The sequence below is a fragment of the Nocardioides marinus genome, from assembly GCF_013408145.1.
Lineage (GTDB): Bacteria > Actinomycetota > Actinomycetes > Propionibacteriales > Nocardioidaceae > Nocardioides > Nocardioides marinus.
The window spans coordinates 2,418,264-2,439,273 of record NZ_JACBZI010000001.1 but is presented as its reverse complement, the minus strand read 5'-3'; the positions used below and the strand labels follow the sequence as shown (position 1 = coordinate 2,439,273).

19 protein-coding genes are annotated in these 21,010 nt (G+C 73.0%); all 19 read left to right on the top strand.

Features of this window, described 5'->3' with window-relative positions:
• Positions 1-40: 40 nt before the first annotated feature.
• The 19 genes from BKA05_RS11560 to BKA05_RS11470 all read left to right on the top strand — a co-directional run bounded on the left by BKA05_RS11560 (position 41) and on the right by BKA05_RS11470 (position 21,003).
• A complete protein-coding gene (locus BKA05_RS11560) occupies positions 41-2,260 on the top strand; it encodes an ATP-dependent DNA helicase RecG (protein WP_343045636.1) in 2,220 nt (739 codons plus the stop codon).
• 39 nt (positions 2,261-2,299) lie between these two features.
• Positions 2,300-2,884, top strand: coding sequence for a 16S rRNA (guanine(966)-N(2))-methyltransferase RsmD (rsmD, locus tag BKA05_RS11555; protein ID WP_179531564.1), 585 nt, complete (start codon positions 2,300-2,302; stop codon positions 2,882-2,884).
• Positions 2,885-2,887: 3 nt separating this feature from the next.
• The gene (coaD, locus tag BKA05_RS11550) at positions 2,888-3,397 is read left to right on the top strand and encodes a pantetheine-phosphate adenylyltransferase (RefSeq protein ID WP_179531563.1); all 510 of its coding nucleotides are present in this window, start codon (positions 2,888-2,890) and stop codon (positions 3,395-3,397) included.
• A 142-nt stretch (positions 3,398-3,539) separates the two neighbouring features.
• On the top strand, positions 3,540-4,061 hold the full coding sequence (locus BKA05_RS11545; protein WP_343045635.1) for a YceD family protein: 522 nt from the start codon (positions 3,540-3,542) through the stop codon (positions 4,059-4,061).
• Between the two features lie 95 nt (positions 4,062-4,156).
• The gene (gene rpmF / locus BKA05_RS11540) at positions 4,157-4,342 is read left to right on the top strand and encodes a 50S ribosomal protein L32 (RefSeq protein ID WP_179531562.1); all 186 of its coding nucleotides are present in this window, start codon (positions 4,157-4,159) and stop codon (positions 4,340-4,342) included.
• Positions 4,297-5,145 carry a ribonuclease III gene (rnc, locus tag BKA05_RS11535; RefSeq protein ID WP_179531561.1) on the top strand — a complete coding sequence of 283 codons (849 nt, stop codon included), beginning with the start codon at positions 4,297-4,299 and terminating at the stop codon, positions 5,143-5,145. The genes rpmF and rnc overlap by 46 nt, the downstream gene beginning before the upstream one ends.
• Positions 5,146-5,152: 7 nt before the next feature.
• The gene (mutM, locus tag BKA05_RS11530) at positions 5,153-6,019 is read left to right on the top strand and encodes a bifunctional DNA-formamidopyrimidine glycosylase/DNA-(apurinic or apyrimidinic site) lyase (protein ID WP_179531560.1); all 867 of its coding nucleotides are present in this window, start codon (positions 5,153-5,155) and stop codon (positions 6,017-6,019) included.
• A 166-nt stretch (positions 6,020-6,185) separates the two neighbouring features.
• On the top strand, positions 6,186-6,389 hold the full coding sequence (locus tag BKA05_RS11525; RefSeq protein WP_179531559.1) for a hypothetical protein: 204 nt from the start codon (positions 6,186-6,188) through the stop codon (positions 6,387-6,389).
• Between the two features lie 49 nt (positions 6,390-6,438).
• Positions 6,439-7,983 carry an LVIVD repeat-containing protein gene (locus BKA05_RS11520; RefSeq protein ID WP_179531558.1) on the top strand — a complete coding sequence of 515 codons (1,545 nt, stop codon included), beginning with the start codon at positions 6,439-6,441 and terminating at the stop codon, positions 7,981-7,983.
• A gap of 171 nt (positions 7,984-8,154) precedes the next feature.
• Positions 8,155-9,441, top strand: coding sequence for an MFS transporter (locus tag BKA05_RS11515; protein WP_343045634.1), 1,287 nt, complete (start codon positions 8,155-8,157; stop codon positions 9,439-9,441).
• 74 nt (positions 9,442-9,515) lie between these two features.
• Positions 9,516-13,106 carry a chromosome segregation protein SMC gene (gene smc, locus BKA05_RS11510; protein ID WP_179531557.1) on the top strand — a complete coding sequence of 1,197 codons (3,591 nt, stop codon included), beginning with the start codon at positions 9,516-9,518 and terminating at the stop codon, positions 13,104-13,106.
• A gap of 54 nt (positions 13,107-13,160) precedes the next feature.
• Positions 13,161-13,613, top strand: coding sequence for an acyl-CoA thioesterase (locus tag BKA05_RS11505; protein ID WP_179531556.1), 453 nt, complete (start codon positions 13,161-13,163; stop codon positions 13,611-13,613).
• Positions 13,614-13,638: 25 nt separating this feature from the next.
• Positions 13,639-13,851, top strand: a complete 213-nt coding sequence (locus tag BKA05_RS11500) for a hypothetical protein (protein ID WP_179531555.1) — start codon at positions 13,639-13,641, stop codon at positions 13,849-13,851.
• Positions 13,852-13,921: 70 nt separating this feature from the next.
• Positions 13,922-15,073, top strand: a complete 1,152-nt coding sequence (gene ftsY / locus BKA05_RS11495; protein ID WP_179531554.1) for a signal recognition particle-docking protein FtsY — start codon at positions 13,922-13,924, stop codon at positions 15,071-15,073.
• A gap of 226 nt (positions 15,074-15,299) precedes the next feature.
• Positions 15,300-16,583: an ammonium transporter gene (locus tag BKA05_RS11490; RefSeq protein WP_343045633.1), complete on the top strand. Its 1,284-nt coding sequence runs from the start codon at positions 15,300-15,302 to the stop codon at positions 16,581-16,583.
• 2 nt (positions 16,584-16,585) lie between these two features.
• Positions 16,586-16,924: a P-II family nitrogen regulator gene (locus BKA05_RS11485; protein WP_179531553.1), complete on the top strand. Its 339-nt coding sequence runs from the start codon at positions 16,586-16,588 to the stop codon at positions 16,922-16,924.
• A 137-nt stretch (positions 16,925-17,061) separates the two neighbouring features.
• Positions 17,062-18,423 (top strand): ammonium transporter, encoded by a 1,362-nt coding sequence (locus BKA05_RS11480; RefSeq protein ID WP_179531552.1) that lies wholly within the window; start codon positions 17,062-17,064, stop codon positions 18,421-18,423.
• A 1-nt stretch (position 18,424) separates the two neighbouring features.
• Positions 18,425-18,763, top strand: coding sequence for a P-II family nitrogen regulator (locus BKA05_RS11475; protein ID WP_179531551.1), 339 nt, complete (start codon positions 18,425-18,427; stop codon positions 18,761-18,763).
• Positions 18,760-21,003, top strand: a complete 2,244-nt coding sequence (locus tag BKA05_RS11470; RefSeq protein WP_179531550.1) for a [protein-PII] uridylyltransferase — start codon at positions 18,760-18,762, stop codon at positions 21,001-21,003. The genes BKA05_RS11475 and BKA05_RS11470 overlap by 4 nt, the downstream gene beginning before the upstream one ends.
• Positions 21,004-21,010: the final 7 nt, after the last annotated feature.

Genomic DNA, 21,010 nt, shown 5'->3' with positions numbered 1-21,010 from the left:
CCACCAGCCCGACGAGCCAGCCAGAGCAGGAGAAGCGACCGTGATTACCGTGGACTCGCCGGTGCAGACCGTGCTGGGCGATGCCAAGAAGAAGATGGTCGACGCCGTGGTCGACGGCCTCGGGCTGCGCACCGTCGGCGACCTGCTGCGCCACTTCCCGCGCAAGTACGTCAAGACCGGTGAGCTCTCGGAGGTCGGCAGCCTGCACGAGGGGGAGATGCTGGTCGTGGTGGGGCGCATCCGCGGCAGTCGTCGGCACACCTACACCGACCGCCGCACCCAGCGCCGCGCCTTCCGGGTCGAGGCGGTCCTGGAGACCGACGGCCCGCCCCTGACGATGACCTTCTTCGCCAAGGCCGAGCACATCGCTGCCTGGCACGAGCGCCGGCTCGCGCCCGGCCGTCGCGGGATCTTCCAGGGCAAGGTCGGGCGCTTCCGCGACACCTGGCAGCTCACCAACCCGCAGATGGTGCTGATGGGCACGCCCGGCGAGGACGCCGCCCAGCTCTCGCTGGAGACCCTGGGCGACCTCTACCCGATCTACCCGCTCTCGGCCGGTGTGGAGTCGTGGGACCTGCAGCGTGCCATCTCCTTCGCGCTCTCCGTGGTCGAGGACCTGCCCGAGCTGCTGCCTGCCCCGTTGCGCGAGCGCGAGGGCCTGCTCGACGTGCGGCAGGCGCTGGAGTGGGTGCACCGCCCCGAGGACCACGGCCAGGTCACCCGGGCCCAGCAGCGCTTCCGCTTCGAGGAGGCGCTGACCACCCAGCTGGTGCTCGCGCGGCGACGGCGCGCGCTGCAGGCACAGGGCGCGCGACCGCGCACCGGTGGCGGCGGGCTGCTGGCCGCCTTCGACGAGCGACTGCCCTTCGAGCTCACCGACGGGCAACGGCAGGTCGGCGCCGAGATCGAGGGCGACCTGGCGCGCCCGCACCCGATGAACCGTCTCCTCCAGGGTGAGGTCGGCTCGGGCAAGACGTTGGTCGCGCTCCGGGCGATGCTGCGGGTCGTGGACTCCGGGGGACAGGCCGCCCTGCTGGCCCCCACCGAGGTGCTGGCCCAGCAGCACCACCGCTCGCTCACCGCGATGCTCGGTGACCTCGCCGCCGGAGGGATGCTCGGTGGCCACCCCGAGGCGACCGCCCTCGAGCTGCTGACCGGCTCCATGACCAAGACCCAGCGCACCGCACCGCTGCTGCGGCTCGCCTCCGGCGAGGCCGGGCTGGTCGTCGGCACCCACGCGCTGCTGGAGGACGTCGTCCAGTTCGCCGACCTCGGCCTCGTGGTCGTCGACGAGCAGCACCGATTCGGGGTCGAGCAGCGCGCGGCGCTGACCGACAAGGCCGGTGCGCCACCGCACGTGCTGGTCATGACCGCGACCCCGATCCCGCGCACCGTCGCGATGACCGTCTTCGGCGACCTCGAGACCTCCGTCCTCGCCGAGCTGCCCGCCGGCCGGGCACCGATCCAGACGACCGTCGTGCCGCTGGTCGACGCGCCGCACTGGGTCGAGCGCGTCTGGCAGCGGGCCCGCGAGGAGGTCGAGAAGGGTCACCAGGTCTACGTGGTCTGCCCCCGCATCTCCGGCGACGTCACCGAGCAGGGGGAGGGGGACGCGCCGCCCGTGGAGGGGGAGTCGCGGCCCCAGCGTCCGCTCGCCGCTGTCGAGGAGGTGGCCGCCGAGCTGGCCGAGGGGCCGCTCGCCGGGCTGCGCGTGGGGTTGCTCCACGGCCGGCTGCCGGCCGAGGAGAAGGACCGCACGATGCGGGCCTTCGCCGCCGGCGAGATCGACGTGCTGGTCTCCACCACCGTGATCGAGGTCGGGGTCGACGTCGCCAACGCCACCACGATGGTGCTGCTCGACGCCGACCGCTTCGGCGTCTCCCAGCTCCACCAGCTGCGTGGCCGGGTCGGCCGTGGAGGGCTGCCCGGGCTGTGCCTGCTCGTCAGCCACGCCGAGACCGGCAGCCCCGCCCGCGACCGCCTCGACGCGGTCGCCGCGACCACGGACGGCTTCGAGCTCAGCCGTGTCGACCTCGAGCAGCGTCGTGAGGGCGACGTGCTCGGAGCGTCGCAGTCCGGGTTCCGTTCCAGCTTGCAGAACCTCCGGGTCCTGCGCGACGAGAAGACCATCCTGCACGCCCGGGAGGTCGCCTCCCGCGTCCTCGACGAGGACCCCGACCTCGCGTCGCTGCCGTTGGTCCGCGACCTGGTGCTCGACCTCGAGGAGTCGGTGCGCGCGGAGTTCGCCACCCGCTCCTGAGCCGGACGTGCCTCGTCCGCGCCCCTAGGGTGTGGGGCCATGACCCGGATCATCGGTGGCAGTGCGGGAGGGCGACGACTCGAGACACCGAGGGGTGAGGCGACCCGCCCCACCAGCGACCGGGTCCGCGAGGCGCTGTTCTCGGCCGTGGAGTCGTGGTGCGGCACCCTGTCAGGCCTGCGCGTCCTGGACCTGTACGCCGGCTCGGGGGCGCTCGGGCTCGAGGCGTGCAGCCGCGGCGCCGACCACGCGCTGCTGGTCGAGAGGGACCGGCGTACCGCCGCGGTCATCACCGCCAACGCCCGCACCCTGGGCCTGCCCGGTGCCCGGGTGGTGGCCGCGGCGGTCGGCACGGTCCTGGCATCGGCCCCGGACCGGCCCTACGACCTGGTGCTGGCCGACCCGCCGTACCCGCTGCCCGCCGAGGAGGTCGACGCCGACCTCGAGGCCCTGGTGGAGCACGGCTGGCTGGCGGGCGACGCGCTGGTCGTGGTCGAGCGTGGGCGCCGCAGCCCCGAGCCGTCGTGGCCGGTCGGCTTCACCGCCCAGCGCCGCCGCAAGTACGGTGAGACGACCCTGTGGTCGGCCGAGTGGCCCGGCCCGCCGATCCAGCCGGAGGAGTAGCGCGTGCGCCGAGCCGTCTGCCCGGGGTCCTTCGACCCGGTCACCAACGGTCACCTCGACATCGTGGGGCGTGCCGCCTCCCTCTTCGACGAGGTGGTCGTCGCCGTCGGTGTCAACAAGTCCAAGTCCAGCAGCCGGCTGTTCTCCTCCGACGAGCGCATGGACATGCTGCGCCGCGCCTGCGCGCCGTGGGAGAACGTCCGGGTCGAGGGCTTCACCGGGCTGTTGACCGACTTCTGCGTCGAGCACGACATCCAGGCGATCGTGAAGGGACTGCGCGCGGTCAGCGACTTCGACTACGAGCTGCAGATGGCGCAGATGAACGCCTCGCTCACCGACGTCGAGACCGTCTTCGTGCCCACCAGCCCGGAGTGGTCCTTCCTGGCCAGCAGCCTGGTCAAGGAGGTCGCGACGTACGGCGGCGACGTCTCCACCCTGGTCCCCGACTTCGTCCACGAGCGTCTGGCTGAGAGGATCGCCGAGAACGCCGCGAAGAACGCCGCCCGGGGCTGACCACGCAGGAGCCTGCTCCAGCGCTGACCTGCCCCGACGTCGTTTTGTCGCCCACCCGCACGACCGTTACGCTTCTACGCGATCTGTTGTGCCCGGACCCGGAAGTGATCATCTGACCAGCCTGGACCCGAGAGCGCCGCTCGTGCTCGACACCCGCGAGCTCGGCCGCCGCCCGGGGTCCCAGCGTGAGGTGTCACTGACGGTGCCGGCCCCAGCGGATCTGGGTATCGACGTCCTCCGTGTCGCCGAGGGCTCGCCGGTCGAGCTGGACCTGCGACTCGAGGCGGTCATGGAGGGAGTCCTGGTCACGGGCACGGCGCGAGCCGCGCTCGAGGGCGAGTGCGCGCGGTGCCTGGAGCCGATCCACGACGACGTCGAGGCGCGGTTCCAGGAGCTGTACGTCTACACCGAGCACCAGACCTCCCACGACGAGGACGACGATGTCAGCAGGCTGCAGGACGACCTGGTCGACCTGGAGCCGCAGCTGAGGGACGCGGTGGTGCTGGAGCTGCCGTTCCAGCCCATGTGCGAGCCGGACTGCCCCGGTCTGTGCCCCGAGTGCGGGGCGCGGCTGGCCGAGGACCCGGACCACTCGCACGAGGCGCCGATCGACCCCCGGTGGGCCGGACTGGCAGACCTCCAGCAGGACCCCGACCAGCACTAGACCCACCCGCAGGACCCGCAGCCCCGCAGGCCCTGCAGCAGAGCCCGACCAGCAGAGGTGGGCCGGATACCCGGCCCCGGTACAAGGAGAGAACAGTGGCTGTCCCGAAGCGGAAGATGTCGCGCAGCAACACCCGGCACCGTCGTTCGGCCTGGAAGACCAGCGCCCCGACCCTGGTGACCTGCGCGAACCCCGCGTGCGGTGCCAAGCACCTCCCGCACCGTGCGTGCGGCGAGTGCGGCCAGTACGGCGCCCGGTCCGACCGTCGTCAGGTCCTCTGAGCACCCCCGCTGCCCTGACCGGCACCATCGACGACTACAGCGGGCTGCGCTCCGCGCTCGGGGACCCCGTCCTGGACCCCGAGCTGCTGGAGCGCGCCCTCACGCACCGTTCCTACGCCTACGAGAACGGCGGTCTGCCGACCAACGAGCGCCTGGAGTTCCTGGGTGACTCGGTGCTCGGCGTCGTCGTGACCGAGACGCTCTACCGCACCCACCCGGACCTCTCCGAGGGCCGGCTGGCCAAGCTGCGGGCGGCCGTGGTCAACGCGCGCGCCCTGGCCGAGGTGGGTCGCACCATCGGGCTCGGCCAGCACATCAAGCTCGGTCGGGGCGAGGAGGCCACGGGCGGGCGCAACAAGGCCTCCATCCTCTCCGACACCGTGGAGGCGGTCATCGGGGCGGTGCACCTCTCCGGTGGAGGTTTCGAGACCTCCGCCGAGGTGGTCCACCGACTCTTCGACCCGCTCATCGAGGCCGCCTCGGCCATGGGAGCGGGCCTGGACTGGAAGACCTCCCTGCAGGAGCTCTCCGCCGAGCACGGCCTCGGCGTCCCGGAGTACGTCATCGAGGACTCCGGCCCCGACCACATGAAGACGTTCACCGCCAAGGTGCGCGTCGGTGAGCAGCTCTACGGCAACGGCACCGGCCGGTCGAAGAAGGAGGCCGAGCAGGCCGCCGCCGAGACCGCCTACGGCGAGATCGTCGCGCAGCGGGGCACCGTCGCGGCGGCCCACGCAGCCTCCGACGCCGCCTCCGACGCAGCCACCGACGCCTCCTCCGGTCACGCCGGCCACTCCGGCTGAGCCCTCGGTGCCCGAGCTCCCCGAGGTCGAGGTCGTCCGCGCCGGCCTCGAGCGCCACGTCGTCGGCGCCCGCGTGGTCGCCGTCGACGTCCTGCACGAGCGGCCCGTACGCCGGGACCCGCGCGGTCCGCAGGGCTTCGCGCTCGCCCTGGCCGGCCGACGGATCACCGGGGCCCGTCGCCGCGGGAAGTACCTCTGGCTGCCCCTGGACGACGGTGACGCTCTGCTGTGCCACCTCGGCATGAGCGGCCAGATGCTCGTCCAGCCCGCCGACGCCGAGCCCGAGAAGCACCTGCGGGTCCGGCTGCGCCTGGAGGGGGCGGCGCAGGGCCGGCACCTGCACTTCGTGGACCAGCGGATGTTCGGCGGTCTGCTGGTCTCCACCGGTGGAGCGGTGCTGCCGCCGGAGATCGCCCACATCGGCCGCGACCCCCTCGACCCGCTCTTCGACCTCGACGACGTGGTGGCGCGGGTGCGCCGTCGCGGCTCGGGCATCAAGCGCCAGCTGCTCGACCAGACCCTGGTCTCGGGCGTGGGCAACATCTACGCCGACGAGGCGCTGTGGCGGGCCCGGATCCACGGTGAGCGTCCCGGCGACCGGCTCACCCGCGCCCAGGTGGTCGAGCTGCTCGGCCACGCCCGCGACGTCATGACCGACGCGCTGGCCCAGGGGGGCACGTCCTTCGACGCCCTCTACGTCAACGTCAACGGGGAGTCGGGCTACTTCGACCGCTCGCTGCACGCCTACGGCCGGGAGGGCGAGCCCTGCGACCGGTGCGGGAGGGCGGTGCGGCGCGTGGCCTTCATGAACCGCTCGTCGTACTTCTGCCCCGGCTGCCAGCCGGTCCCGCGCGCCACCCGGCGCCGCTCGTAGGGCCGACCTCCGCCCGGACCAGCCAGCCCACTCCTGCCGACACCTAGCACACCGGTCCAGCGCCCCGCTGCGCGGGTTTGACCGGACGCGTGTCCAGTGCGATTCTGATAGACGGCCCGGATCCCGGGCCGACACCCCTCCCACCATCCTCCGGAAGGTCTTCCCCATGGCCAAGGCGCTGATCGGCTACCTGAACAGCGACCTGCGGGACCCCCGTCTCGCCGCGGACAACGCGCGACTGCGCAACCGCGTCAGCGAGCTCGAGGCCCTCGTCTCGAGGCTCGCCGCCGAGAACGACCGGCTGGTGGCCGCCCAGGCCGCCGACCTGATCGCGCCTCTCGAGCCGCGCCAGGAGATGCAGCCCGCCTGACCGCGAGCACCCCGCGTGACCGCGGGGGCCTCTCCTCGTTGGTCGGTGCGTGAGACTCCTGCGCACCACCGCTGACCCTCGCCGCCCCTCGACGACCCGCCGGGTCCTCGCGGCCCTCGCGTCGACGGCCCTGCTGGCTCCCGTGGCCGGCGTGGCGCTCGCCGCTCCGGCCTCCGCGCACGGGGGCAAGGACCGCATCGCCCGGCTCGCCGGGGCGGGCTCGGCCAGCGCCGGGCTGATCATGTCCGAGAACATCGAGCAGGTCGGCGAGAACCCCTCCCAGGTCGCCATCTCCGGGTGCTTCATGCACACGGCGCCGGTCTTCGTCACCTCGGGCGTGGACTCGGTGCGGGTCTACGACGTGAGTGACCCGCTGAGCCCCACGCTGACCGGCGTGCTGCCGCAGGCACTGTTCGAGAACGAGGCGATGACCTGCGGCGAGCGGCGCACCCGCGACGGCGTACGCCGCTTCGCGCTCATCGGCGTCGACCTGGTCGCCGCCGCCCCCACCGACCCCCAGCACGTCAACGTGGGCGGCGGGGAGCTGATCGTCGTCGACGTCACCGACCCGACCGACCCCACCATCACCGCCCGCGCCCCGGGCCTCACCAGCACCCACACCGTGGCCTGCGTGGACGGCGTCCAGTGCCGCTACGCCTACTCCGCGGGTGGCCGCGGCTCCTTCTCGGTCTTTGACCTGCGCGACCTCGACGCCCCGAAGGAGGTCGACGGCGACCGTGCGGCCGACGGGCTCCAGCCGTTCACCTCGCCCACCGGCGGGCACAAGTGGAACTTCGACGCCGCCGGCGTCGGCACCCACACCGGGTACGAGGGTGCGTCGATGTGGTCGACGAAGAAGCCGGGGCGCCCGCGCCTGCTGGCCACCACCGGTGCGGCCGGCGCCGGGGACGACCCGGCCTTCGAGGGCTGGAACGACTTCATCCTCCACAACTCCTTCCGCCCGCACGCCGAGCGGTTCAAGCCGAACCGCAAGCCGTCGCTGAAGCGCGGGAACGTCCTCCTGGTCACCGAGGAGGACTACGAGCAGACCGACTGCGCCCTGGCCGGCTCCTTCCAGACCTGGTGGGTCAAGCGGCTGAACGGCAAGCCGGGCAGCATCGTCCCGCTGGACAAGGTCGAGCTCGCCGACCTCGGCACCTACCCGCTGCCGGTCGGCGCGTTCTGCTCCAGCCACTGGTTCGACTACCGCCCCGGCGGCCTGGTCGCGGTGGGCTTCTACGGCGGCGGCACGCAGATCCTCGACGTCAGCGACCCCCGCGAGATCACCTCCCACGCCAGTGCGGTGTGGGGTGCCTCGGAGGTCTGGGACGCCATGTGGGTGCCGGTCTACAAGGACGGCGAGCAGACCAAGCGGCGCACCAACATCGTCTACGCCATCGACCTGCTGCGCGGGCTGGACGTCTACGCGGTCGACGTCACCGGCCCCGGGGCGGGCTCCTCGGTGCAGCTGGCCTCCTCGGTGGCCGTGCCGCAGCGCCTGGGCTCCAGCGCGACGCCGCTGGTGCTGGTCGGTGCGGCCATGGTGATGGTGCTCGTCGTCGGTCGGCTGCGACGCCGGCTCGTCCCCGCCTGAGCGGACCCCCATCCCGCCGAGCCGGCGTATCAATACGCCGGCTCGGCGCGGGAGTGGGTCGGTCCAGGGGGCTCACCACCCCCGCCCTCACCGTCACAGGCACCGTCACAGGCACCACGACCCGGAAACTCGGAGGCGTCACGGCGTCGTGAGGGCTAGCGTCTCGACCTCGTGAGCAGGTCGGTGGTGCGGCGCGCGGGTGCGCGGACGGTCGAGGTGGTCGCGCCGGCACGGCTCGGCACCGACTTCCGGTGGCTGCTGTCGTCGGTGTGGGTCGGCAACCTCGGCGACGGGCTGGCCATCGCGGCCGGGCCGCTGCTGGTGGCCCAGCAGACCGACTCGCCCTTCCTGATCGCCCTGGCCGCGACCCTGCAGTGGCTGCCCAAGCTGCTCTTCGCCCTCCCGGCCGGGGTGGTGACCGACCGGGTCGACCGGCGCGCGCTGGTGATCGCGGTCGACGTGGTCCGCGTCGTGGTCCTGGGGCTGCTGGTCGCCAGCATCCTCACCGGGACCGTCTCCATCGCCGTGGTGCTGGCCGCCCTGTTCCTGCTCGGCACGGCCGAGACCTTCGCGGACAACGCCTCGGGCACGTTGCTCCCGATGCTGGTCCACCGTGACGACCTGGCGGTGGGCAACGCCCGCATCCAGACCGGGTTCATCACCGTCAACCAGCTGGCCGGCCCCCCGCTGGGTGCGGCGCTCTTCGCCGCCGGCAGCACCCTGCCCTTCGTCGCCCAGGGCGTCCTGGTCCTGGCGGCGGTCGCCACGATCGCCCGGGTCCGGCTGCCGGAGCACGGCCGCGAGCACGGAGCGAGCAGCCGGGTGCTGCACGAGGTGGTCGAGGGCTTCCGGTGGGTGGCGCACCACGCCGCGGTGCGCACCCTGGTGCTCACGCTGATGATCTTCAACCTCACCTTCGGCGCCGCCTGGTCGGTGCTGGTGCTCTACGCGACCGAGCGGCTCGGGCTGCACGCGGTGGGCTTCGGGCTGATCACGACGGTGGGGGCGGTCGGCGGACTGATCGGCACCGCGGCGTACGGCTGGATCACCCGGCACGTCAGTCTCGGTGACCTGATGCGCATCGGGCTGGTGGTCGAGACCCTGACCCACCTCGGGCTGGCGCTGACCACGGACCCGGCCGTGGCGCTGGCGATCTTCTTCGTCTTCGGGGCGCACGCGTTCATCTGGGGCACCACCTCGATCACGGTGCAGCAGCGGGCGGTGCCCACCCGGCTGCAGGGCCGGGTGTCGAGCGTGAACCTCGTGGGGTGCTTCGGCGGGCTGGTCCTCGGGGGCCTGCTGGGCGGGGCGCTGGCCCAGGCGTACGGCGTGACCGCGCCGTTCTGGTTCGCGTTCGGCGGCTCCGCGGTCTTCCTGGTGCTGCTGTGGGGCCAGCTGTCCCACATCGCCCACGCCGACGAGCAGCCCCGGGACGAGGCGCCGGCGGGAGTAGGGTGAGCGCGCCGAGCGGCTCCTGAGGGGCCGCGGCGCCCGAGCCAGCCGCCCAGCCAGTCGACGGGGAAGGTCCCGCGTTGTACCTGAAGAGCCTGACCCTGAAGGGGTTCAAGTCCTTCGCGTCCTCCACGACGCTGCAGCTCGAGCCCGGCATCACCTGCATCGTCGGGCCCAACGGCTCGGGCAAGTCCAACGTGGTGGACGCCTTGGCCTGGGTGATGGGCGAGGCCAGCGCCAAGAGCCTGCGCGGCGGGAAGATGGACGACGTCATCTTCGCCGGCACCTCCGGTCGCCCGCCGTTGGGCCGGGCCGAGGTGCTGCTGACGATCGACAACTCCGACGGCGCGCTGCCCATCGAGTACGCCGAGGTGACGATCAGTCGCACGATGTTCCGCTCCGGGGGCTCCGAGTACGCCATCAACGGGAGCCCGTGCCGGCTGCTGGACGTCCAGGAGCTGCTCTCGGACTCCGGCATCGGCCGCGAGATGCACGTCATCGTCGGCCAGGGCCAGCTCGACACGATCCTGCACGCGACGCCGGAGGACCGCCGTGGCTTCATCGAGGAGGCCGCGGGCGTCCTCAAGCACCGCAAGCGCAAGGAGAAGGCGCTGCGCAAGCTCGACGCGTGCGAGGGCAACCTCACGCGTCTGAACGACCTGCTCACCGAGATCCGTCGTCAGCTCAAGCCGCTGGGCCGGCAGGCCGAGGTCGCCCGCCGCGCCGCGACCGTGCAGGCCGACGTGCGTGACGCCCGGGCCCGCCTCCTCGCCGACGACCTCGTGACCGCGCGCACCGCGCTGGAGCAGGAGATGGCCGACGAGTCGGTGCTCGTGGCCCGGCGCGAGGAGGTCGAGGCCGCGATCGCCGCGGCCCGCGAGAGCGAGGCCGCCCTCGAGGCCGCCCTGCGCGAGGACCTGCCCGCGCTCTCCGCGGCCCAGGACACCTGGTACTCCCTCTCCGGCCTGCGCGAGCGGCTGCGCGGCACCCAGTCGTTGGCGGCCGAGCGGATCCGCAACGCCGCCGGCAGCAACGTCGTGGAGACCGCCAGCGGGCGCGACCCCGACGCGCTGGAGGCCGAGGCCGACCGGGTCGCTGAGCAGGAGACGCAGATCGCCGCGGAGGTCGACGCCCACCGCGCCGCCCTGGACGCGGCCGTCACCGCGCGCAAGGCCGCCGAGGACGCCGCCGCGGAGGAGGAACGCCGCATCGCCGGGCTGCAGCGCGCCGCAGCCGACCGGCGCGAGGGCCTGGCCCGCCTGCACGGCCAGGTCAACGCGCTGAAGTCACGCGCCGCCGGCGCCGACGAGGAGGTCGAGCGCCTGCGGCAGGGCCGCGAGGACGCCCTGGCCCGCGCCGAGAGGGCGCAGCTGGCCTTCACCACCCTGGAGACGAAGGTCGCCGGCCTCGACGCCGGCGAGGAGGGCCTCGACGCGGAGCACGAGCAGGCCGTCGCGGCGCTCGACGACGTCGAGGAGCGGCTGGCCGCGATGCGCGAGCGCGCCCAGCAGGCCGACCGCGACCGGCACAGCCTCACCGCCCGCAAGGAGGCGCTGGAGCTCGGCCTGACCCGTAGGGACGGCGCCGGAGCGCTGCTGGCCGCCGACGACCTCGAGGGCGTCCTCGGCTCGCTGGCCGCGCTGCTCACGGTGCGCCACGGCCACGAGGCCGCGGTCGCCGCCGCGCTCGGGACCGCCGCCGAGGCCGTCGCCGTGCGCGACGTCGCCGCGGCGCTGGCGGCGCTGGGACACCTCGAGGGCAACGACCTCGGGCGGGCCGCCCTGCTGCTCGCCGACGGCCCGGCGCTGCCCCCGGCGGGGGAGTGGCCCGCACTCCCGGCCGACGCGACCTGGGCCGTCGACGTCGTCGAGTGCCCCGGCGAGCTGCGCGCGGGGCTCACCTCGCTGCTCGACCGGGTCGCGATCGTCGCCGACCTGCCCACCGCCCGGTCCCTGGTCGAGCAGCACCCGGAGGTCACCGCGGTGACCACGGCCGGGGACGTCCTCGGCGCCAGGTACGCCGCCGGCGGCTCCGGCCAGCAGCAGAGCCTGCTGGAGATCCAGGCCGCCGTCGAGGAGGCCGACACCGCCCTGGCCGAGGCCGTGGCGGCCGGCGAGCGCGCCGCGTTCGAGACCAGCCGGCTCGAGGCCGAGCGGCACGAGGCCACCAAGCGTGTGGACGTCGCCCTGGCCCGGCTGCACGAGTCCGACGCGACCCTGGCCGCCGTCGCCGAGGAGCTGGGCCAGCACGGGTCCCAGGCCCGCGCCGCCCGGGGCGAGGCCGAGCGGCTCGAGCAGGCGATCGCCCGGGCCGAGGAGGCCCGGGTGCAGGCGGTCGCGGGGCTCGCGGAGCTCGAGGAGCGGCTGGCCGCGGCCGAGGACACCCCCGAGGAGGAGCCGGACACCGGCGTACGCGAGGAGCTCGCGGAGCGCGCCCGCCAGGCCCGGCAGGCCGAGATGGACGCGCGCCTGGCGCTGCGCACCTCCGAGGAGCGCGCCCGGGCCCTGCACGGTCGCGCCGACGGCCTGCGCCGCAGCGCGGCCAAGGAGCGTGAGCAGCGCGCCCAGGCCGCCGCGCGTCGGGAGCGGGTGCTGCGCGAGGGCCGGGCGGCCGAGGCGGTCTCGGCGGCCGTCGGCTTCGTCCTGCACCGCCTGGAGGCGTCGATCCAGCAGGCCGCCGACGCCCGCGCCGAGGTGGAGGAGGCCCGCCGTGGGCGCGAGGAGCAGCTGCGCACGGTGCGCGGGCAGCTCCGCGAGCTCGCCAAGGAGCACGAGGAGCTGGTCTCCTCGGTGCACCGCGACGAGGTGGCCCGCACCCAGCAGCGGATGCGCATCGAGCAGCTCGAGAACCGCACGCTCGAGGAGCTGGGTCTCGAGCCCGACGCCCTCGTCGCCGACTACGGCCCCGACCAGCTGGTGCCGGTGCAGGGCGACCGGGGCGACCAGGAGGCCGCGAGCGACCCCGAGGGCACCGATGTCGAGGAGCAGACCCCCGAGGCGGTCCCCTTCGTCCGCGAGGAGCAGGTCAAGCGGCTCAAGGCCGCCGAGCGGGCGCTGTCGATGCTGGGCAAGGTCAACCCGCTGGCGCTCGAGGAGTTCTCGGCGCTGGAGGAGCGTCACCAGTTCCTCTCCGAGCAGCTCGACGACCTGCGTCGCACCCGCAAGGACCTCCTCGAGATCGTCAAGGACGTGGACGACCGGGTCGAGCAGGTCTTCCGTGAGGCGTACGCCGACGTCGAGAAGGCCTTCGACGCGACGTTCTCGCGGCTCTTCCCCGGTGGGGAGGGCAGGCTGGTGCTCACCGACCCCTCGGACATGCTCACCACCGGCGTCGAGGTCGAGGCAAGGCCGCCGGGGAAGAAGGTCAAGCGGCTCTCGCTGCTCTCCGGCGGGGAGCGCTCACTGGTGGCGGTGGCCTTCCTGGTGGCGCTGTTCAAGGCGCGCCCGAGCCCGTTCTACATCCTCGACGAGGTCGAGGCCGCGCTCGACGACACCAACCTCGGCCGGCTGCTGGAGATCTACGAGGAGCTGAGGGAGAACTCCCAGCTGCTCGTCATCACCCACCAGAAACGGACCATGGAGGTCGGCGACGCCCTCTACGGCGTGACCATGCGCGGCGACGGCGTCTCCGCCGTCATCAGCCAGCGGCTGCGCGACACCGAGCCCGTCTGACCTCGGGCCGACCCGGCCCATCGACCCACCCACGAGCACGAGAGGCGCTGCCCCATGCCCCGTCCCCGCCCCACCCGCGACGAGTACGTCGCCTGGCGCACCGTCACCACCCGCTGGCGCGACGACGACGCCTACGGACACCTCAACAACGCCACCTACTACGAGCTGTTCGACACCGCGGTCAACGCCCACCTCTACGAGGCCACGGGGGTCGACGTGCGCTCGCTCCCGCAGATCGGCGTGGTCGCGGAGACCTCGTGCCAGTACTTCCGCGAGATCGGCTTCCCGGAGCCGATCGAGATGGGCCTGGTCTGCGACCGGCTCGGCACGTCCTCGGCGATCTACCGCATCGGGCTGTTCCAGGGCGACGGCGACGAGGCGGCCGCCGAGGGCCGCTTCGTGCACGTGTACGTCGACAACACCGACCCCGCCCGTCCGGTGACCCCGATGCCCGACGTGATCCGCGCCGCAGTCGCGCCGCTGGTGCGTGGGGAGGCGGGGTCCTGACCGGACCTGTGGCACGGTGGCGGGCGTGCTGACCATCCTCATCGCCATGCTCGGGATCGTGGTGACCGCCGGCCTCGTGCTGTTCTACGTGGCCTTCCCGCACCGGGGCGAGACGCCGACCTCCGGGGAGTGGCTCGGGTCCGCGATGACCCGCGCCGCCGACCGGCTGCCCACCCTCGACGAGACCGACGGCGACGCCGCCGTCCGACCGCGTCCGGAGCCCGGAACCCGCAGCTGAGCCGCCCCACGCGCGCCGGTCCCACCCGCCGGTTCCGGGAGGTCCCCGGGCCGGTGGTTGGATGGCGCCCATGAGCTCCGTCGCGTTGCTGGTCCTCCTTGTCGCCGTCGTCGGCATCGCCCTCGTGGCGCTGGTCGTCGGCCTGCTCGTGTCCGGGCGACGCAAGCCCGCGCCGTTGCCGGACACGCACTCCGACGTCCTCACCACCCCGCCTGCGGACCCCGAGGCACCGACCGAGCTGAGCGCGCCGCCGGTCACGATCGAGCCGGAGGTCGAGGAGCCGCCGACGGCCCCGGAGCTGGAGCGGCCCGAGGGCACCGCCTCGCGGCTGGTGCGCCTGCGCCAGCGCCTGGCCGGGTCGCAGGGCTCACTGGGCCGCGGCCTGCTCGCCCTGCTCTCGCGCGACCGTCTCGACGAGGACACCTGGGAGTCGATCGAGGACACCCTGCTCACCGCCGACATCGGTGTGGCGCCCACCCAGGAGCTGGTCGAGCGGCTGCGCACCCGGCTGCGCGTGGAGGGCGAGGGCGACCCGCGCACCGTGCTGCGCGAGGAGCTCGTCGCGCTGGTCGACCCCGACCTGGACCGTCGACTCCAGGTCAGCGGCGAAGACGGCACCCCCGGTGTCGTCCTGGTCGTGGGCGTCAACGGTGCCGGCAAGACCACCACGGTCGGCAAGATCGCGCGCATCCTCGTCGCCGAGGAGCGCAGCGTCGTCCTCGGTGCCGCTGACACCTTCCGCGCCGCCGCGGTGGAGCAGCTGGCCACCTGGGGCGAGCGCGTGGGCGTCGACGTGGTCCGCGGCGAGGAGGGGGCCGACCCCGCGAGCGTCGCCTTCCGGGCCGTCCAGAGCGGTGCCGAGCGCGGTGTGGACACCGTGCTGGTCGACACCGCCGGCCGGCTGCAGAACAAGCAGGGCCTGATGGACGAGCTGGGCAAGGTCAAGCGGGTCATCGAGAAGCAGGCCCCGGTCACCGAGGTGCTGCTCGTCCTGGACGCCACGACCGGCCAGAACGGCCTGATCCAGGCCCGGGTCTTCTCCGAGGCCGTCGCGGTCACCGGCATCGTGCTGACCAAGCTCGACGGCTCGGCCAAGGGCGGGATCGTCGTGCAGGTCCAGCGTGAGCTCGGCGTCCCGGTCAAGCTCGTGGGCCTGGGGGAGGGCCCCGACGACCTCGCACCGTTCGACGCGGGCGCCTTCGTCGACGCGCTGCTGGGCTGAGCACCGCCGCTTCCACCGCGGCGCCGGCCGCAAACCCCTCCACCGCTCCCGTCATCCACATGTAACACGGGAGGCGCACCTGTTGCGCTCCGGAAACAAACGGGGCGGAGCGAGGAAACCTCCGGCCTGTTTGGTCGAGTCAACGAATGGGGCGCACCCCCTCCCGACAGCGCTGTCGCGCGGCCTCGGGTGCCGTTCCCCCCGTACAGATTCCCCTGGAGGTTTTGTGGACGGCTACTCCGCCTTCATGCTGGTGGCGACAGCCTGGGTCCTGATGATGACCGCACCTGCTCTGGCCCTCTTCTACGGAGGCATGAGCCGGTCGAAGTCAGTGCTCAACATGATGATGATGTCCTACGTGTCGGTCGCCGTGGTCGGCATCGTCTACGTGCTGTGGGGCTGGTCGATGTCGTTCTCGACCGGCCTGGCCGGCGGGTTCTTCGCCGACCCGTTCGAGCTGTTCTTCCTCGACGGCCTCGGCGGCGGCGACTACGTCGCCGTCGCGTTCCAGATGACCTTCGCGATCATCACCGCGGCCCTGATCTCGGGTGCCGTGGCCGACCGCGTCAAGCTCTCGTCGTGGGTCGTGTTCCTGCCGCTGTGGGTCACCTTCAGCTACTTCCCGATCGCGCACATGGTGTGGGGCGGCGGCTTCATCGGTGAGCACTTCCCGGCTCAGGACTACGCGGGCGGCACGGTCGTCCACATCAACGCCGGTGTCGCCGGCCTGGTCCTGGCGCTGATCATCGGTCGCCGCATCGGCTTCGGCAAGGAGCCGATGAAGCCGCACAACCTGCCGCTCACCATGATCGGTGCCGGTCTGCTGTGGTTCGGCTGGTACGGCTTCAACGTCGGCTCGATCGTCTTCGCCGGTTCCACCGAGGAGGAGATCGTCGCGCAGTTCGTCAGCGAGACCGGCGTCACCTTCCTCAACACCACCATCGCCACCATGGCCGCCATCATCGGCTGGCTGGTCGTGGAGCGCCTGCTGCACGGCAAGGCCACCTCGCTCGGCGCCGCCTCCGGCATCGTGGCGGGCCTGGTCGCCATCACGCCGGCGTGCGGCGCGGTCGACCTGGAGGGCGCCATCGCGATCGGCGCGATCTCCGGTGCGCTGTGCGCCTGGGCCGTGGGCCTGAAGTTCAAGCTGAACTTCGACGACTCGCTCGACGTCGTCGGCGTGCACCTGGTCGGCGGCATCGTCGGCACCGTGCTGATCGGCCTGTTCTCCTCGGCCAACGCCCCCGGTGGCGTGGACGGCCTGTTCTACGGCGGCGGGATCGACTCGCTCGTCGACCAGGTCATGGCCGCCCTGATCGCCATCGTCTGGTCCGGTGTCATGACCGCGATCGTCGCGCTGGCCATCAAGTACACGATCGGGTGGCGCGTCACCGACGAGGCCGAGGTCGAGGGCATCGACTCCGACCAGCACGGCGAGGGCGCCTACGACCTGCACACCAGCCTGTCCGGTGGTGGCTCCAGCCTGCTCGCGACCAAGACGGAGGCCTGAAGATGAAGCTCGTGACCGCGGTCATCAAGCCGCACAAGTGGGAGGACGTCCGCGAGGCCCTCGAGACCTTCGGCGTCACCGGCATGACCGTCTCGGAGGTCTCCGGGTACGGCCGCCAGAAGGGTCACACCGAGGTCTACCGCGGTGCGGAGTACGACATCGCGCTGGTCCCGAAGATCCGCATCGAGATCGTGGTCGAGGACGCCGACGCCGAGGACGTGGTCGGCATCATCGTCAAGACCGCGCAGACCGGTCGGATCGGTGACGGCAAGGTGTGGCTGAGCCCCGTCGAGAGCGTCGTCCGCGTGCGGACCGGCGACCGCGACGCGGCCGCTCTCTGAGCCCCTCACCGCACGACTCCGGTGCCCCGGCGGCCGCTGCCCAGCAGTGGCCGCCGGGGCTCGGTGCTGCACTCGTTTACACGACTGAAACATCGCGAGCGGGCGGCCGTAACACCCGCTCCTGAGGGTGGTCGCCCATGACCTCCCTCCTCACGACCCCGCTGGCGGCGGCCGCGCTGGACACGGGCGACACCTCGTGGCTGCTCGTCTCGACCGCGCTGGTCCTCCTGATGGCCCCCGGTCTCGCGCTCTTCTACGGCGGCATGGTGCGCTCCAAGAGCGTGCTGAACATGATGATGATGTCCTTCGGGGCGCTCGCCGTGGTGGTCGTGGTCTGGGCCCTCGTCGGCTACTCTGTCGCCTTCGGCGACGACGTCGCGCTCGGCCTGTTCGGCGATCCGTTCCAGCACTGGGGCCTCGGCGACCTGCTGGACGGCTCGGCGAACGGTGACAGCACGGTGCCGATGCTGCTGTTCGCGGTCTTCCAGGGCCTGTTCTGCGTCATCACGGCGGCGCTGGTCTCCGGCGCGGTCGCCGACCGTGCCCGGTTCGGGGCCTGGATGGTCTTCGTCGCGGTGTGGACGGTCCTGGTCTACGCCCCGGTGGCGCACTGGGTCTTCGACCTCGACGGGGACGGGGAAACCGGCGGCTGGCTGCTCAACGACGTGGGACTGCTGGACTACGCCGGGGGTACGGCGGTGGAGGTCTGCTCCGGCGCCTCGGCCCTGGCGCTCGCGCTGGTGGTGGGTCGGCGGGTCGGGTTCGGCCGCGACCCGATGCGCCCGCACAACCTGACCCTGGTGATGCTGGGGGCCGGCCTGCTCTGGTTCGGCTGGTTCGGCTTCAACGCCGGCTCCGCCCTGGCCGCCGGCCAGGACGCCGCGGCCATCCTCACCGCGACCCTGATGGCCGGTGCCGCGGGCACGCTGGGCTGGCTGGCCGTGGAGCGGGTGCGCGACGGCCACGCGACCTCGCTGGGCGCGGCCTCGGGCCTGGTGGCGGGCCTGGTCGCGATCACCCCGTCGTGCGGTTCGGTGTCCCCGGTCGGGGCGATGGTGGTGGGTGCGGTCGCGGGTGCCGTGTGCGCCGTGGCCATCGGCCTGAAGTACCGCTTCGGCTACGACGACAGCCTCGACGTCGTCGGCGTCCACTTCGTCGGCGGCGTGGTGGGCACCATCGCGATCGCCTTCCTGGCGACCTCGGCGGCGCCCACCGGGGTGGACGGTCTGCTCTACGGTGGCGGGGTGGACCTGTTCGGACCGCAGCTGCTCGGCGTCGGCGCGGTGGCGGCGTACGCGTTCGTCGTCTCGGGCATGCTTGGCCTGGCGATCGACCGGCTGATGGGCTTCCGGGTCGACGAGGAGCACGAGATCAGCGGCATCGACCTCGTGGTCCACGCCGAGAACGCCTACGACCTGCACGCGACCGCCGGGGCGCGCTCCAGCGGCACCGGTGTCCTCAACATCAGGGACGAGACCAAGGAAGGTGGGCCGAGCTGAGATGAAGCTCGTGACCGCGGTGATCAAGCCGCACAAGTGGGAGGACGTCCGCTCCGCCCTCGAGGCCGCCGGCGTCGCCGGCATGACGGTCTCGGAGGTGTCGGGGTACGGCCGCCAGAAGGGCCACACCGAGGTCTACCGCGGTGCGGAGTACGACATCGCCCTGGTCCCCAAGATCCGGGTCGAGATCGTGGTGGGTGACGAGGACGCCGACGCCGTCGTGGAGGCGGTCACCCGCAGCGCCGCCACGGGTCGCATCGGTGACGGCAAGGTCTGGGTGAGCCCGGTCGAGACCGTCGTCCGCGTGCGGACCGGCGACAAGGACAGTGCTGCACTGTGACCGCCCAGGACCGTGCCCAGCGCACGGTCGACGCCGACGCCCTGTGTGCGAAGGCCTACGAGGCCGCCGGCGGCGGTGAGGTCGGCTGCGCACTGATCGCGGTCGGTGGCTACGGCCGCGCCGAGCTCGCCCCGCACTCCGACCTCGACGTCGTGCTGGTCCACGACGACGACGTCGACCCCGGGGAGGTCGCCGCCCAGGTGTGGTACCCCCTGTGGGACTCCGGCCTGACCATCGACCACAGCGTGCGCCGCCTCGACGAGATGGTCGCCGCCGCCGACGCGGACCTGAAGGTGGCGCTGGGCCTGGTCGACATCCGGCACCTGGCCGGGGACCCCAACCTCACGCTGCGGCTGCGCACGACGATGCTGGCGCACTGGCGCCAGCAGGCCCGCGAGCGGCTGCCCGCGCTGCGTGAGCTGGTCCGTGCGCGTCACGAGCTGATGGGCGAGCTGGCCCACCGCTCCGTGCCCGACCTGAAGGAGTCCGAGGGCGGGCTGCGTGACGCGACCGTCCTCAAGGCCCTGACCGCCACCTGGCTCGTGGACGTACCGCACATCGAGCTCGAGCAGAGCCGCCAGGCCCTCCTGGACGTGCGCGACCTCGTGCAGGGCGCCGCCGGCCGCTCGACCGACCGGATCAACCCCGAGATGTGGAGCGAGCTGGCCACCGGGCTCGGGCTGCCCGACGCCCGCAGCGCCCAGGTCCACGTGCGCACCCTGGGCCGCCGCATCACCCATCTCTCCCGGCTGACCTGGCGCCGGGTGGAGGACTACCTCAAGCGCCCCGTGTCGGCCCGGACGGCGCGTCGCCCGCAGCTGGTGCCGGTCGCCCCCGGCGTGGCGCTCTCCCGCCACGAGATCGTCCTCGACGCCAAGGCCCGTCCCTCCGAGGATCCGGTCCTGCTGCTCCGCGCGGCGGCCGCCGCCAGCGAGCTCGACGTGGTGCTGGCGCCGCCCACGGCCGCCCGGCTGGCCCGTGAGACCCCGCCGATGCCCGACCCGTGGCCCACCGAGGCCCGCCAGCAGCTGGTGCGGATGCTGGCCGGCAAGGGGCTGCTGCACGTCTGGGAGACCCTCGAGGAGACCGGGGCGGTCAACCGCCTGCTGCCGGAGTGGGAGCGGATCCGGCTGCTGCCGCACGCCTCGGCGATCCACCGCTTCACCGTCGACCGGCACGTGGTCGAGACCTGCCGCGAGGCCGCCTCGCTCATCCGGCACGTCGGCCGGCCCGACGTGCTCATGGTCGCGGCGCTGCTCCACGACATCGGCAAGGGCAGCCTGACCGAGCACAGCGTCGCCGGCGAGCCGCTGGCCCGCGAGATCGCGACCCGGATGGGCTTCGAGCCCTCCGCGGTCGAGCTGATCGCCCGCCTGGTCCGGTGGCACCTGCTGCTCTCCGAGACCGCCACCACCCGCGACCCCGACGACCCGGCGACCGTGGAGCGCGTGGCCAGCCGGATCGGCAGCACCGAGGCGCTCTCGCTGCTCACCGCGCTCACCGAGGCCGACGCCAAGGCCGCCTCGGCGCAGGCCTGGTCGGCGTGGCGCTCGGGCTTGGTGCGCGACCTGTCCCGCAGGGTCCGTGCCGCGCTCGACAGCGGCACCAACCTGCCCCCGGTGGTCATGGAGGAGGTCGAGATCCCGCGCGAGGTGCGCAACGGGGAGATCTCGGTCCACGTCGAGCACACCGCCGACGGCTCCCGGGTCACGGTCGTCGCCCCGGACCGGGTGGGTCTGCTCGCGGACTTCGCCGGGATGTTCGCGCTCCAGCGCATCGCCGTACGCGCCGCGCGGATCTGGGCCCAGGACAGCTTCGGCGTCTCGATCTGGGAGGTCGCCGACCCCCAGCTCGACGCCGGCTTCGTCAAGGACAAGTACGACGCGATCGTCGACGGCCGGGTCGACCCGGCCACCCGCCTGCGTCCTGCCGACGCCTCCGAGCTCGCCCCGATCGTCGAGGTGCGTGCCGACGCCTCGGACCTCGCCACCGTGCTGGAGGTGCGGGCGGCCGACCGCCCCGGCGTCGTCTACCTCGTGTGCGCCGCCCTGGCCCACCTCGACGTGGCCGTGCGCTCGGCGCACGTCGACACCCTGGGTCCGCAGGCCGTGGACGTGTTCTACCTGCAGGAGGCAGGGGCCGGGGTGCTGTCGGAGACCAGGGCAGCCGACGCCGCGCACGCGGTCCGGGCAGCACTGTCCGGTCAGGGCGTCGACCAGGGGCGGACCCCGGGTCGTTAGGCTGGGC